Source organism: Pseudoalteromonas sp. S1609 (assembly GCF_005887255.1).
Taxonomy (GTDB): Bacteria; Pseudomonadota; Gammaproteobacteria; order Enterobacterales; family Alteromonadaceae; genus Pseudoalteromonas.
The window spans coordinates 15202-30122 of sequence record NZ_PNDJ01000017.1; the positions used below are offsets into that span (position 1 = coordinate 15202).

Here is a 14921-nt window from a genome sequence, read left to right on the forward strand (position 1 = left end):
CCTTACTCAATTATGTCGCCACGAAGTAAATACTTACATACAGCTACCGTACTTATAAACCCAAGCATGGCAATAAGTAAGGCTGCTTCAAAGTACAGCCCCGTGCCCATGCTAATGCTATATAAAATAATCAAGGCAATCACGTTAATGTACATAGTATCGAGCGCTAAAATACGATCCGGTACTGATGGGCCAATAATAAGTCGCCATAGATTAAGTAATAACGACAATCCAACCATTGAAAAAACAATCAGTAATACTGTATCTAACATTGAAATATCTCCTTTAGGGGAGCTTCGTAACGTGCTTTTATTTGTTTAATAAGCGCTTGCTCATCATCTAAATCTAACACGTGAATTAATAAATAACGCTGTACCGGTTCATCGTCTTCATTAAGCGATTTAATCAGCGGGTAAACCTCGGCACTTACCGTACCCGGCGTTAAAGACACGCAGCTTGCTAAAATAGTAATTGGCATTTCATGCATTAAATCTATAGGCACTTTAACAAAGCCTGGACGCAGATTTTTTGAAGGGCCCAGTATTAATAATGCCACTTGCAAATTAGCCACTATAATATCGTAAAGTACGATTAGTAATTGCTTAAGTGCTAGCCCCGGCTTTAATATCAGCGGTTGCGGGTCTCTAAACGACATACTAAATAACGGTATTAGCAACGCGAGTAGCGCCCCTAATATAATATGCCCTACCGACACACTGTTGTTTAACAAGAGCCATACTATAAATAAAAATAGACTACGAAACGGCGTAGGTAACCAACCAAAACGAGCTTGTAAGCGCATTACATACCTCCCTTAAGTACCGCATTAATACCACCACTAATATCGTGAAGCTGTGTTGCCGCCTCGAGGGCGTACTGCGTTGCCACGTCACCAAAAATAACCAGTAGTATTGAACTTGCTAATAAACCAACTAACACGGTCACTTGTAGCGGGTGGGCATTGGCAACATCGCTAGCATCACCTGTTTTGTCTTTACGTTCCCAAAACAAACTAGTACCCGCACGTGATATAGCCACAATTTGCGCTAAGCTCATAATTAAGTAAACAGGCCAAAATACCAGTGCTTGCTCGCTATTTAAGGTCGTTTTTAAAATCCAAATTTTGCCAACAAAGCCCGAAAAAGGTGGCATACCAATAACGGTTAAACCGGCAATAATAAAACACGCACCTAATAAAAATGGTTGCTTTACTGCACGCCCTCCAACTAATCGATCACCAGCTTTACCTCGTTGTGTTGCAATTAAATCAGCAAGTAAAAATAGCGCCGCAGTCACTAACGTTGAATGCACTAAATAGTAAAGCAATGCAGCGGTGGCATTTATGTTTTGGAGTGCGACTAATGCCACCAACGTCCCTACAGAAACCAGTACTAAATTAGCGGTAAGCTTACGTAAATCTTGTGCGGCTAACACCCCTATTGCGCCAATCACTATGGTGGCAATAGCCAGCGCCCATAACCAAGACTGCGCCATATGCTCAAGTTCGCCAGCTTGTTCACCAAAAATAACCGTGTAAACACGTAAGGTCGCATAAACACCAACTTTAGTCATAATCGCAAATAATGCAGCAACCACAGGTGTGGCACTTGAGTAGGCGTTTGGTAACCATAAATGCAATGGTAATAACGCACTTTTAAGTGCAAATACAACGAGTAATAATAACCCGCCCGCTTTTGCTAAATAAACGTCGTCACCACTTAGCTGCGGTACTTTATTGGCCATATCAGCAATATTTAAGGTGCCTAATACACCGTATAAAATACCTAAACCAATTAAAAATACGCTTGAACCAACTAAATTTAAAATAACGTAATGCAGAGCCGCGCGCGTTTTGGGTTTACCGCCACCGTGCATTAACAGCGCATAAGAGGCAATTAATAACACTTCAAAAAATACGAAGACGTTAAATAAATCCCCTGTTAAAAATGCACCATTTACCCCTAATATTAAAAAATGGATTAAAGGGTGAAAAAAGCTACCTTGTTCATCATCACCAGCACAGCCATATAAAGCCACGCCAACCCCCAAAAAGGCGGTTAAAGTGACTAACAAGGTCGAGAGCATATCTGCAACCAGTACAATACCAAATGGTGCAGACCAGTTACCTATTGCATAAACAATAATACCGTTATCTTTAACCTGAACCAGCAGTAATACTGTGACTGCAAAGGTTAAAATAGCCATTAAGCTAGACATAAATCGGCGTGCAAATAAGCTTTTGCCACACGGTGGGAGCAACAAAATAATTGCCGCTAGCATTGGCAGTAAAATAGGCAAAGATGCTAAATGCTGAATCATTTTCTCTCCTTGCGTTTATTTTTAGTTAGGGTGCCATCAACATGGTCGTTGCCTAAATCTGCTCGGCCACGAATAGATAAAATAACCACAAACGCAGTCATCGCAAAGCCAATTACAATGGCTGTTAACACTAAGGCTTGTGGTAGCGGGTCAGCGTAATCAGCGCCAGTCCCTAGTACCACGGCTTTATTAATTGTTAAGCGCCCTGATGAGAATAAAAACAAATTAACCGCGTAAGAAATCATTGTCAGCCCCAGTACCACTGGGAATGTACGTGCTCTTAGCAATAAAAACACGCCACAGGTGACTAACACGCCAACGCAAGATGCGTATAACAGTTCCATTAAATATTTACCTCTTCTTTCTCTGCGTTCGCGGTCATATTACCTAAGCTCGCAAGGATCATCAGCGTAGCGCCAACAACAGTTAAGTACACGCCCAAGTCAAATACAATGGCGCTGGCAAGCTCTGTTTTACCAACAAACGGAATATCAAAGTAATCAAACCAGGTAGTTAAAAATGGCTTGTCAAAGAACCAACTTCCCACACCTGTAAACATGGCAATAGCAATACCTGATGCAATAATTTTTCGATAGTTAACATCAAAGCGTTCATTTATCCACGCAGTACCATGCGCCATATATTGTAAAATAAAGGCAATAGAAGTTACGAGGCCTGCTATAAAGCCTCCTCCAGGTAAGTTATGACCGCGTAGGAAAATATAAGCAGACACTAATAGCGCTAATGGCAGTAAGCTTTGAGAAATACAAGCCAATAAAATAGGATGGCGATCTTTAGACCATGGACGCCCTTCACTATCGCTCGCTGGCATATAAAGTGGAATTCTTGATAACAGTTTAAATATGCCCAGTGCGGCAATACCTAGTACAGTAATTTCACCTAAAGTATCAAAGCCCCTAAAATCAACCAAAATAACGTTAACTACATTAGTGCCACCACCGCCTGTTTTGGCGTTAGCAATAAAGAACTCAGAAATTGAATCAAGCGGACGAGTCAGTAAAGCGTAACAAATACTAGCAATTATGATCCCCACGGTAGAGGAAATAACCACATCACGTAAAATACGCAATGAGCTTGACTCTCTTGGCGTGCTTTGAGGTAAGAAAAACAGTGCCAACATTAATAGTATAATAGTGGCTACTTCTACAGTAAGTTGCGTTAAGGCCAAGTCAGGCGCTGAAAAACGGGTAAACGCCACCGACACCATTAACCCCACAATCGACAGCATTAATAACGACACCATTCGAATTCGATGCCAAATAACGGTAGCAATTGCACCTATTATGAGTAGTCCTGCACCAATTGCGTTTTGAATATCAACCGGTGTATTAGGCACGCTACCTGCTAGCTGCTTCATTTCAAATAATGGCCAACCAGAGGCAAGTAATACAACGCCTAACATTATAAATACATAACGTTGTAATGAGCCATTTTCTGTTGATTGGATTTTGTTTTGACACCAATTGACCACTACCGCTAAAAAACGCTCGAAGATTTTTTTAGCGTTAAAAGGAGGTAACGACGCTTGGAATTGGAACAAGTACTTACGATTAACGTAAATAAATAAACCACCAATTACCGCCATACCACTCATAAGTAGAGGTAAGTTGAAACCATGCCAAATAGTCAATTTATACTCAGGCATTGCTTCACCAAGTACGGCTAGTGAAGCGGCCGATAAAATACCATCAACGGCAAAGTGTGGAAAAATACCCACTAAAATACACAGTACCACTAAGATTTCTATAGGCACACGCATATAACGCGGTGCTTCATGAGGGGTACGTGGTAAATCAATGGGCTCACCATTAAAGAACACGTCATGAATAAAGCGTGATGAGTACGCCACCGACAACGCACCCGCTACAGTTGCCAGCACCGGGATTAGCCACGACATTGAGCCAAGTACCTGCTGATGCAGTGTCTCAGCAAAGAACATCTCTTTTGATAAGAAACCATTTAACAACGGTACACCTGCCATAGCGGCAGCAGCCACCATCGCCAAGGTGGCCGTATAAGGTAAGTAGCGCCACATGCCATTGAGTTTACGCATATCACGAGTACCGGTTTCATGGTCAATAATGCCGGTTGCCATAAATAACGACGCTTTAAACGTCGCGTGGTTAATAATATGAAAAATAGCGGCAACGGTCGCAAGCTGTGTATCTAGGCCTAGTAATAATGTAATTAAACCCAAATGACTAATCGTTGAATAGGCTAACAAGCCTTTTAAATCATGTTTGAATAACGCGATATAAGCGCCAAATAATAATGTGGTTAAACCGGTCAAACCGACTAATAAAAACCAGGTATCGGTACCCGCCAATGCGGGGTAAAAACGCGCAAGTAAAAAGATACCTGCTTTTACCATAGTGGCAGAGTGTAAATACGCACTAACCGGCGTAGGTGCAGCCATGGCATGCGGTAACCAAAAATGAAACGGAAATTGTGCAGATTTAGTAAAAGCACCTAATAATACTAGTACTAATGCCAATTCATATAAGTCGTGAGATTGAATAATCGCTTTGCTAGCTAAAATGGTGTCTAAGTCGTAGCTTCCAACAATATCGCCTAACAACATTAAGCCACCGAGTAAGGCTAAACCACCGGCGCCAGTTACCGCTAATGCCATGCGCGCCCCCTTGCGCGCCTCTGATTTGTGCCACCAATAACTGATTAACAAAAACGAGCTAATACTGGTTAGCTCCCAAAATACCCATAACTGAATCACATTGTTTGACATAACAATGCCCAGCATGGCGGTCATAAATAACATTAAGTAGCTAAATAGTTTTGGCAATGAATCATTTTGACTTAGGTAATAACGGGCATACAAAATTACTAGTAACCCTATTCCTAGAATCATAAATAAAAACAGTAAACTCAATCCATCCAAGCGCAAGGAAATATCTAACCCTAAGGCTGGTATCCACTGTGCGCTAAAACGAATGGTTTCCCCCGCAAGAACCGCGGGCGCATGATAAAGTGTAATTGCAAGCGCGGCTAACGGCGCAATAGCCGTTAGGCTCGTTGCCTGATTTCGAGAAAGTTTGCCGGTGCATGCAGAAATAACACTGCCGAATAAGGATAGCAGGGGTATCCAGAGCAAAGTCATAATGAAGGGCCTTTTTGAATCATAAAGTTTATCAATTCGCTACTTGTTATTATTAAATACCAAAGTGACTTGGGTATACGTTTTATGTCTGTTTTTTAACAACATTAATACGTATAGTTATACTGATAAACGCAGTTTTTGTCTATAGAAAGCGCCGCTAGCGGAACAATAATCAAACAAAAATACTTATAAATTAATGAACAGTAGCCAAATAAGCTCAGCTTTCAGACAGTTTACAGCGGAATATCCAATCACTAAAATCGTACAAATAAATGAGCATTAAGTGCTATGTGCTTTTGCCACAAAATACGATATTGCGCTGATAGGCCTAACTGCTGATATTGCATAATCGACCACTGTGCACTGGGCTTATAAGCAGTGCCGTCTTGTTGGCAGCTTTGGCTTTTGTGCCACCCTTTGGGAGCAACTGATTTTTTTGCAATAAATAAGTTGGGAGCAACAAACCCATCAAGCTGACATAACCACGCTTGCTTTTTTACCGGTAAAGCGTACTCATCTTCAAAGCCATTAAAGTGCATTAACTCATGCAAAAAAACCGCGTAGCTAGCCTGTGAATTAATATGCATTAAACCATTTTTTACACTGGCAGTACCTTGCTTAGGCATCATAACAGCAAAATCGAACCCAGTGGGAAGCCGCTTTTTAAGCGATGATTGTTGCCAATTGCACACAGCACGGGAGGATTCAGTACTATTGCAACTAATTGCATTACCCACATAAACTGGTTTTGAAAAACAAAAGGTATTGAGACTCGGCTCTGGGTTTTGAAAGTACGCGTTACGAAATTGATTGAGCCTGTATAAACCATCACGGTGATCGCTCAACATTAATACATTAAATGTACACTGCTTTTGTATCTCAACTTGCTCGCTTGCAAGTAAAAACCCTAACTTATTCATGAATGATGCACTCAATGTTTCTATGGGGGCTTGTTGCTGTAATTGCAGATGATAAAAGATATCGCCTTTAGGAAGCTTATTTTGATTTTTTAGTAGCGCTAAATCCTGCCAACGCTGTTGCGAAAATAACGAGTCGGCGAGTTTTTTTTGCTGTGCTCGTGTAATTTTATCCAAACTTGCTTGCCAAAATAGTTTAGCCGTTTCAGTTTGATTATTGCCTAATAATGACAACCCATAGCCATATTGAGCATCCGCTATTTTATTGCGAGCTAAGGTTGCTAAAGCTGTGGTGGGTAATTGTAATATGTGGTTTGCAAAGTAACGAGGGAATTGCCAATAACTGTCAATCACATTGGCCTTGGCATGTAATACTTGCCAAAAGCCAATGCTATTTTGTTTATTACTCGAGCCACTAATAACGCTAGCGCACAGTAATAAAGCACTTAGTTTTAAATAATTAGCCAGCGCTTTCACTGGCCATCAACTCAAGCTCTAAACGCGCATACTTATATTCTATAAATTCATGTACGTTCGTTGCTAGTGCCAATTTAAAGTAATCTGTGGCAATTGAAAGCTCGCCTGCGGCTTGGTGCTGTTTAGCTAAGTAAAAATAAGCTTCACATAAACGCTGAGCATATTCTTGTTGTGAACTTACACCATCGGCTATCCCTGAAAAAAATGCTTTTTCACTCATATCACCTACATACAAGGCAATAAGCTGATATGCCCATTCGTTTTCATCAAGGGCCGCCGCATTAGCTTTTAACGAAGCGAGCGCCTGAGTTTTATCTTGTGCTGCTTGAGCTAAATAAAGCCACAATACACGATAAGGGTCGTTAGGAGAGCGCTCCAAGAATGTTTTAAAGTCATCCTTTGCAAGCGTGGCTCTATCGCCATAGTACAAAGCAATACCACGATTTAAATACGCATATTCATGTTCTTGGTCTAACTCTATGGCTGAATCAAAATACTCGTATGCTTTTTCGTATTGCTGCATCAAGGTATGCTGAATACCCAAAAAGTTATAGACTTCAGCCAAATCAGGCTTAAGTTTAACCGCTCGGTTAAAATCAATTCGCGATAAAGTGGTCATGCCTAAGCTATCAAACAGCACACCACGGTCATAATAGAGCTTTGCTTGTTGCTCTGTACTTAAGTCTGCTCTATTTAATAGCTCTGAAAAACGAGCAATGGCAATTTCATTTCTAAAGTCTGATGCAAGTGGCGCAGTAAATGGTACATTAATAATAGCAGTGGGTTTAGTAGTAGCCTGACAAGCGCTTAAAGACAAAATAGCAAAAGATGCCAAGGCTAAATGTTTAAGTCTCATTAAAATCCTTAATACCGAGGTAAGTAGCAAATAGATAAGACATAAGCTGTCTTGTAAGGTTCATTCTTGTTATATGTTACTTAACGTCTTGAACACAATAGGTTGCTAACATTAAAGCATAAAAAAAGGGGCTAAACAGCCCCTTTTTATACTATCCAGTAATTATCTGGATGAAAGATTAGCAATTACGCGTCTTTAGACTCGTCAGCTGCAGGTGCTGCTGATTCCATTGCTTCTTTAATACTTAGACGTACACGGCCTTGACGGTCTACTTCTAGTACTTTAACTTTAACTTCTTGACCTTCACTAAGGTGATCAGCAACGTTGTTAACACGCTCAGTGCTGATTTGTGAGATATGCACTAGGCCATCTTTACCTGGAAGAATGTTTACAAACGCACCGAAATCAACGATACGTACCACTTTACCTTCGTAGATAGTACCTACTTCAAGCTCAGCAGTTAATTGCTCAATACGGCTAATTGCATTTGCTGCACTTTCACCGTCTGTAGCAGCAATCTTGATTGTGCCATCATCACCGATTTCAATCGTAGTACCCGTTTCTTCAGTAAGCTGACGGATAGTTGCGCCACCTTTACCGATAACTTCTGCGATTTTCTTCTGTGGGATTTGCATCGTGTAAATACGCGGAGCAAACATAGATAACTCTTCAGAAGGTGCAGAAATCGCTTCGTCCATTACATTTAGAATGTGTAAACGTGCAGCTTTCGCTTGTTTAAGCGCGATTTGCATGATTTCTTGAGTAATACCTTCAATTTTGATATCCATTTGCAGTGCAGTGATACCGTTAGTTGTACCCGCTACTTTAAAGTCCATGTCACCTAAGTGATCTTCATCACCCAAGATATCTGAAAGAACAACAAAGTTTTCTTCTTCTTTAACTAAGCCCATTGCGATACCCGCAACTGAGGCTTTAATTGGAACACCTGCGTTCATAAGCGCTAAAGACGTACCACAAACCGATGCCATTGAAGATGAACCATTTGATTCAGTAATTTCAGATACAACACGGATTGAATATGGGAAGTCAGTCAATGTTGGCATTACTGCTGCAATACCACGCTTAGCTAGGTTACCGTGGCCGATTTCACGACGCTTAGGAGAACCAACGAAACCAGTTTCACCTACACAGAACGGAGGGAAGTTGTAGTTAAGCATAAAGTGGTTTTTGTGCGTGCCAGTTAAATCGTCGATTAACTGTGAATCACGTTCTGTACCAAGTGTTGCTGTTACTAATGCTTGTGTTTCACCACGTGTGAAGATTGCAGAGCCGTGAGTACGTGGAAGTACACCCGTCATTACATCTAGAGCACGGATCATATCTGGTTCACGACCATCGATACGTTTTTCGCCAGCAGCGATACGGCCACGAACGATTTTCTTCTCAAGTGAACCGAATACTTTACCTACTTCTTGCTTATCAAGCGTTTCGCCTTCAGCAAGTTCGCTTGTTAGTGCTTCAACAACCGCATCTTTTGCAGCAGTTAATGCTTCTTTACGCGCTACTTTATCAGTAATACGGTAAGCTTCGCCTACTTTATCAGCAGCAAGAGTTGCTACTTTCTCTTCTAATGCAACGTTTTTCTCAGGTGCAGTCCAATCCCAAGTAGGCTTGCCTGCTTCTGCTTTAAATTCGTTAATTGCATTGATGATAGACTGTGATTGCTCATGGCCGTATACAACCGCGCCTAGCATTACGTCTTCAGCAAGTACGTCTGCTTCTGATTCAACCATAAGTACTGCGTTATCAGTACCAGCAACAACTAAGTCAAGTTGGCTCTCTTCAAGCTCTTTTAGTGTCGGGTTAAGTACGTATTCACCGTTAATGTAACCAACACGTGATGCGCCAATTGGACCGCTGAACGGGATACCAGAGATAGCAAGTGCTGCTGATGTACCAATCATCGCAACCATATCAGGTTGGATTTCAGGGTTTACAGAAACAACAGTCGCGATAACTTGTACTTCGTTTACGAAACCATTTGGGAAAAGTGGACGAATTGGACGGTCAATAAGACGTGCAATAAGTGTTTCGCCATCGTTAGGACGACCTTCACGCTTAAGGAAACCACCTGGGATACGACCAGCAGCGTACATACGCTCTTGGTAGTTAACTGTTAGTGGGAAGAAGTCTTGACCTGGTTGAGCTTCACGCTTACCAACAACCGTTACTAGTACTGACGTGTCGCCAATGCTTGCTAGCACTGCGCCGTCAGCTTGACGAGCGATAGCACCTGTTTCTAGCGTCACTGTGTGTTGACCTAGTTGAAATTCTTTTATAATTGCTTGCACTTAAAATATTCCTTAAATGTATTTTTAGTATTAATTAAGTTTTCATCAAAGTACCAATTACAGTACATAATTGTATTCAGTTGGAAATCAATTAAGTACTACAATTGGCAATGATGTAAATAACCGTAAATAAACCTTTTTATCTACGCGCCATAGTATATAACAAAGTCAGGTAAAATTGCGAGCTTAGTCCAGAGATAAACGCGTTGCTAAATTATGTACTTTGCTGTTACTTACAATGTGGCTTTTAGCTGATATTTCAAGGGGATTAATCGATGTGGATAGTGGGTATGGGGAAATTTAGACACAAAAAAAGGAGCTAAAAAGCTCCCCTTTTGATAATCAAGTTCTTAGCGACGTAGGCCAAGTTCTTTGATTAACGCAGTGTAACGCGAGATATCTTTACCTTTAAGGTAATCAAGCAGTTTACGGCGAGTGCTTACTTTACGAAGCAGACCACGACGTGAGTGGAAGTCATGCTTGTGATCAGCAAAGTGACCTTGAAGCTTGTTGATATCAAAAGTAAGTAATGCTACTTGTACTTCAGGTGAACCAGTGTCGCCTTCAGCGCGTGCGAATTTAGCAATGATATCGATTTTTTCTTGATTGCTTAGTGACATAATAACTCCAAAAGTTAAATTTAATAGGTGCTTTAGCCGATCACTAATTCAGCCAAAACGATTAAGCGGGCGTATTCTACCAATTATCAGCATAACTACAAGTTAAACTTTACTCTGGTTGTTGATTAGACAAGCCGCGCTTTGATTTTAAATGGCCATCAGGATTACGTTCGCCCGTACCAATAAATATTCCGTCAGCCAGTACCTTTATTGCACCTTCAGGCAGGGCTTTACCCAACACCACAGCTTGACCATGGCTAAATGCCATTCCCTGCTCTTTAGTAATTTCCACAACGGGTAAATCAACTAACGCAGTATCCATTGGCAATAATAGTTCGTCAAGGTAAGTGGAAGGCGCAACGTCTTGTTCTTTCGCTTGATTTAATAACGTTTCTAACTGCTCAAGTGTGACCATTTTATCTGCTGGGTAATGCCCTACAGCACTACGATGCAGCATAATCACATGCGCGCCGCAGCCTAAGTTTTCACCTAAGTCATCAACGATAGTACGAATATACGTACCTTTAGATACATGTGCAGTCATTTGTATCTCGTTAGCTTGCTCATCAAACTCATCAAGCGTTAAGCTAAATACGTTAATTTTTCGACATTTGCGAGGAACTTCTATGCCTTCACGCGCATATTTATATAAAGGTTTACCTTCATATTTAAGCGCTGAATACATTGATGGATATTGGTCTGACTCACCTAAAAACTTAGCAATCTCTTCGCTTAGTAATTGGGAAGTAACATTCACATCGCGAGTTTCGACCACTTCGCCATCAGAGTCTGATGTGGTAGTACGTTCACCTAGCTTAGCTCGAACAACATAGGTTTTATCTGTATCGAGTAAAAACTGGGTAAACTTAGTCGCTTCACCAAAACAAATTGGCAGCATGCCGGTTGCAAGCGGATCAAGCGCACCTGTGTGCCCCGCTTTTTGCGCAAAATAAATACCTTTAGCCTGCTGTAATGCCTTGTTTGATGAAATGCCTTCTGGTTTGTTTAACAACAAAATACCATCAACTGGACGGCCTTTACTGCGTCTTGCCATTAGTCTTTAGTGCCTTCTTCGCTATCTGTTTCATCATCAACATGCTTAGCATTATCTTCACGAATGATAGAGTCCACTAAGTTAGAGATGCGCATCCCTTCCATTAATGAGTTATCAACCACAAATTTAAGCTCTGGCATAATACGTGCGCGAATACGCTTACCTAGTAACGAACGGATATAGCCCGTTGCTTCGTTCAGTACTTTTGCACTCTGTTTTGCTGCATTTTCGTCTTCAGTGTTAAACACCGTGATAAAAACTTTGGCATAAGATAAATCGCGTGATACTTCTACCGCAGACACTGTCACCATGCCTAAGCGCGGATCTTTAATTTCGCGTTGTAGAATCACAGCAATTTCTTTTTGAATTTGCTGAGCAACACGATCAGTGCGAGAAAATTCTCTCATTTCACTTTCCTAAAATTATAACTTATTGAAAAACAATAACAAGTTAACTAAATAATGGATACACAAATGGGGGCTGAGCCCCCATTTAAAATCTTAACATAGGGTATGTTGGGCTATCGAGGTACGACCTTGAATGTCCAACACCACCTAACAACAATTAAAGACTACGTTGTACTTCAACTGTTTCAAATACTTCGATTTGGTCACCAACGCGAACGTCATTGTAGTTCTTAACGCCGATACCACATTCCATGCCGTTACGAACGTCTTGTACGTCATCTTTAAAGCGACGTAATGACTCAAGTTCACCTTCGTAAATAACCACGTTATCACGAAGTACACGAATTGGTGCGCTACGTTTGATAGTTCCTTCAGTAACCATACAACCAGCAATTGCGCCAATTTTTGGAGACTTAAATACATCACGTACTTCAGCAAGACCAATGATCTCTTGTTTAAACTCAGGAGCAAGCATACCAGACATGGCTTGCTTAACTTCTTCGATAAGTGCGTAAATTACGCTGTAGTAACGAAGGTCTAAGTTTTCAGAGTCAATCACTTTACGCGCTGATGCATCGGCACGAACGTTAAAGCCAACTACGATTGCGTTAGACGCTGCAGCAAGAGTTGCATCTGTTTCAGTGATACCACCAACACCAGAACCAACAATCTTCACTTTTACTTCATCAGTAGAAAGTTTAGTTAGTGAGTCTGAAATTGCTTCAATTGAACCTTGAACGTCTGCTTTAAGTACCACGTTAACTTCAGACACGTCGCCTTCAGTCATGTTAGTAAACATGTTTTCAAGCTTCGCTTTTTGCTGACGCGCTAATTTAACATCGCGGAATTTACCTTGACGGTAAAGTGCAACTTCACGTGCTTTACGCTCGTCTTTAACTACTGTCGCTTCATCACCTGCAGCTGGAATACCAGAAAGACCTAAAATCTCAACAGGGATAGAAGGACCCGCAGATTTAATGTCTTTACCGTTTTCATCGCGCATTGCACGAACACGGCCATACTCAAGACCACATAATACAATGTCACCTTGGTTAAGCGTACCTGATTGAACAAGGATAGACGCTACTGGACCACGGCCTTTATCAAGACGTGATTCAATTACAACACCTGCAGCCATACCTTCGCTAGGTGCATTTAGTTCTAACAGCTCAGATTGCATTAATACTGCTTCTAAAAGGTCATCAATACCAAGACCTGTTTTAGCTGAGATGTGAACGTATTGCGTATCACCGCCCCAATCTTCTGGGATAACGTCTAGCTGAGCTAGCTCGTTTTTAACGCGGTCTGGATCTGCGCCTTCTTTATCCATTTTGTTAACAGCAATGATTAAAGGAACGCCAGCTGCGCGAGCATGCTGTACCGCTTCTTTAGTTTGTGGCATTACACCATCATCGGCTGCAACTACTAGGATTACGATATCAGTCGCTTTTGCACCACGAGCACGCATAGATGTAAACGCGGCGTGACCCGGAGTATCTAAGAAAGTGATCATGTTGCCGTTAGTTTCAACGTGGTATGCACCAATATGCTGCGTAATGCCACCGGCTTCGCCTGAAGCAACTTTAGCTGAACGAATGTAATCAAGAGTTGACGTTTTACCGTGGTCAACGTGACCCATAACAGTTACTACTGGAGCACGAGGCTCAGACTTACCATCTTCGTGGCGGTCGTTAAGTACTGTTTGCTCTAATTCGTTTTCTTTAACGATGATAACTTTATGGCCCATTTCTTCTGCAACAAGTTGCGCAGTTTCTTGGTCAATAACTTGGTTAATCGTAACCATGTCACCCATTTTCATCATTGTTTTTACAACTTCAGCGCCTTTAACAGCCATGCGTGACGCAAGCTCAGCAACTGTAATTGTTTCACTAATACGCACTTCGTTTTTAACATCAGCCGTTGGTTTTTGGAAACCGTGCTGTAATGACGCTGGCGCTTTTAGCTTACCTTTTTTACCTTTAGACGCTGCAAATTTATCTTTTGCTGGCGCTTTTTTCTTTTTCTTCGCACGGCGTGAGCCTTGCTCTTCGCGAGCATCTGCTACATCTTCTGCTTCACGTGCGTAAGTTGAAGTCGTAAGGTGGTGATCCGCGGTTTCTTCGCGTTTCTTACGTTCTTCTTCTTCTTTCTTCCAGCGTGCTGAATTCTCTTCAGCTAGCTTTCTTGCCTCTTCTGCTTGACGTTTCGCTTCTTCTTCAGCTTTCTTCAATGCGGCCTCTTCTGCTTCTTTTTGCAGACGCTCAGCTTCGATGCGATCTTTCTCAGACTTAGCACTTTGCTCAGGGGTCATCTGCTGTTGTTTCGCTTTACGCTCAGCATCTGCTTTGCGTTTAGCTTCTTCTTTGGCTTTACGATCAGCGTCTTCTTTCGCTTTACGTTCTGCCTCTTGTTTCGCTTTCAATTCTGCGGCTTCTTGTTCAGCTTTTTGCTGCTCTTCAAGACGCGCTTTTTCTTCAGCGGCTAGACGTTGCTGTTCTTGCTCTTGCTCAACAGCACTTTTTTTCACGTAAGTGCGGGTTTTGCGAACTTCAACTTGCACAGCCTTTGCTTTACCCGTAGAGCCAGTCACACTTAATGTGCTTTTGCTCTTACGTTGCAATGTCATACGCGCTGGACCTTCAGATCCAGTACCGCCATGTTGCTTGCTTAGGTGATCAAGTAACGTTGCTTTTTCAGCTTCTGTTACATTATCGCCTGCTTGTTTAGTAATACCGGCTTGTGAAAACTGCTGTAGCAATTTATCAACAGTTGTACCTATATCACCGGCTAGTTTTTCAACATTTACTTCTGCCATAGTCTCTA

At 41.6% G+C, this 14921-nt stretch carries 12 protein-coding genes; all 12 read right to left on the bottom strand.

Annotated elements, in window-relative coordinates:
• Positions 1–2: 2 nt before the first annotated feature.
• Positions 3–272 (bottom strand): K+/H+ antiporter subunit F, encoded by a 270-nt coding sequence (locus CWB76_RS06110; RefSeq protein ID WP_008114565.1) that lies wholly within the window; start codon positions 270–272, stop codon positions 3–5.
• The gene (locus CWB76_RS06115) at positions 266–802 is read right to left on the bottom strand and encodes a Na+/H+ antiporter subunit E (RefSeq protein WP_054202162.1); all 537 of its coding nucleotides are present in this window, start codon (positions 800–802) and stop codon (positions 266–268) included. The genes CWB76_RS06110 and CWB76_RS06115 overlap by 7 nt, the downstream gene beginning before the upstream one ends.
• Positions 802–2319: a monovalent cation/H+ antiporter subunit D gene (locus CWB76_RS06120; RefSeq protein WP_138606205.1), complete on the bottom strand. Its 1518-nt coding sequence runs from the start codon at positions 2317–2319 to the stop codon at positions 802–804. The genes CWB76_RS06115 and CWB76_RS06120 overlap by 1 nt, the downstream gene beginning before the upstream one ends.
• The gene (locus CWB76_RS06125) at positions 2316–2663 is read right to left on the bottom strand and encodes a Na+/H+ antiporter subunit C (RefSeq protein WP_054202160.1); all 348 of its coding nucleotides are present in this window, start codon (positions 2661–2663) and stop codon (positions 2316–2318) included. The genes CWB76_RS06120 and CWB76_RS06125 overlap by 4 nt, the downstream gene beginning before the upstream one ends.
• Positions 2663–5455, bottom strand: a complete 2793-nt coding sequence (locus CWB76_RS06130; RefSeq protein ID WP_138606207.1) for a monovalent cation/H+ antiporter subunit A — start codon at positions 5453–5455, stop codon at positions 2663–2665. Before CWB76_RS06130 ends, CWB76_RS06125 begins: the two co-directional genes overlap by 1 nt.
• Positions 5456–5709: 254 nt before the next feature.
• Positions 5710–6849 (bottom strand): hypothetical protein, encoded by a 1140-nt coding sequence (locus tag CWB76_RS06135; protein WP_138606209.1) that lies wholly within the window; start codon positions 6847–6849, stop codon positions 5710–5712.
• Positions 6833–7705: a lipoprotein NlpI gene (gene nlpI, locus CWB76_RS06140; RefSeq protein ID WP_138606211.1), complete on the bottom strand. Its 873-nt coding sequence runs from the start codon at positions 7703–7705 to the stop codon at positions 6833–6835. Before nlpI ends, CWB76_RS06135 begins: the two co-directional genes overlap by 17 nt.
• A gap of 185 nt (positions 7706–7890) precedes the next feature.
• Positions 7891–10017 (bottom strand): polyribonucleotide nucleotidyltransferase, encoded by a 2127-nt coding sequence (gene pnp / locus CWB76_RS06145; protein ID WP_138606213.1) that lies wholly within the window; start codon positions 10015–10017, stop codon positions 7891–7893.
• Between the two features lie 350 nt (positions 10018–10367).
• Positions 10368–10637, bottom strand: a complete 270-nt coding sequence (rpsO, locus tag CWB76_RS06150; RefSeq protein WP_006793376.1) for a 30S ribosomal protein S15 — start codon at positions 10635–10637, stop codon at positions 10368–10370.
• A gap of 109 nt (positions 10638–10746) precedes the next feature.
• Entirely contained in the window at positions 10747–11691 is a 945-nt protein-coding gene (truB, locus tag CWB76_RS06155; protein ID WP_008114547.1) for a tRNA pseudouridine(55) synthase TruB, read from the bottom strand.
• Positions 11691–12098, bottom strand: a complete 408-nt coding sequence (rbfA, locus tag CWB76_RS06160) for a 30S ribosome-binding factor RbfA (protein WP_008467148.1) — start codon at positions 12096–12098, stop codon at positions 11691–11693. Before rbfA ends, truB begins: the two co-directional genes overlap by 1 nt.
• Positions 12099–12255: 157 nt before the next feature.
• Positions 12256–14913, bottom strand: coding sequence for a translation initiation factor IF-2 (infB, locus tag CWB76_RS06165; RefSeq protein WP_054202155.1), 2658 nt, complete (start codon positions 14911–14913; stop codon positions 12256–12258).
• Between the last annotated feature and the right edge of the window lie 8 nt (positions 14914–14921).

Bases quoted from the DNA above. Each gene is read 5' to 3' on its own strand.
- CWB76_RS06110 (WP_008114565.1), bottom strand. From the start codon at position 272: ATGTTAGATACAGTATTACTGATTGTTTTTTCAATGGTTGGATTGTCG.
- CWB76_RS06115 (WP_054202162.1), bottom strand. From the start codon at position 802: ATGCGCTTACAAGCTCGTTTTGGTTGGTTACCTACGCCGTTTCGTAGT.
- CWB76_RS06120 (WP_138606205.1), bottom strand. From the start codon at position 2,319: ATGATTCAGCATTTAGCATCTTTGCCTATTTTACTGCCAATGCTAGCG.
- CWB76_RS06125 (WP_054202160.1), bottom strand. From the start codon at position 2,663: ATGGAACTGTTATACGCATCTTGCGTTGGCGTGTTAGTCACCTGTGGC.
- CWB76_RS06130 (WP_138606207.1), bottom strand. From the start codon at position 5,455: ATGACTTTGCTCTGGATACCCCTGCTATCCTTATTCGGCAGTGTTATT.
- nlpI (WP_138606211.1), bottom strand. From the start codon at position 7,705: ATGAGACTTAAACATTTAGCCTTGGCATCTTTTGCTATTTTGTCTTTA.
- rpsO (WP_006793376.1), bottom strand. From the start codon at position 10,637: ATGTCACTAAGCAATCAAGAAAAAATCGATATCATTGCTAAATTCGCA.
- truB (WP_008114547.1), bottom strand. From the start codon at position 11,691: ATGGCAAGACGCAGTAAAGGCCGTCCAGTTGATGGTATTTTGTTGTTA.
- rbfA (WP_008467148.1), bottom strand. From the start codon at position 12,098: ATGAGAGAATTTTCTCGCACTGATCGTGTTGCTCAGCAAATTCAAAAA.
- infB (WP_054202155.1), bottom strand. From the start codon at position 14,913: ATGGCAGAAGTAAATGTTGAAAAACTAGCCGGTGATATAGGTACAACT.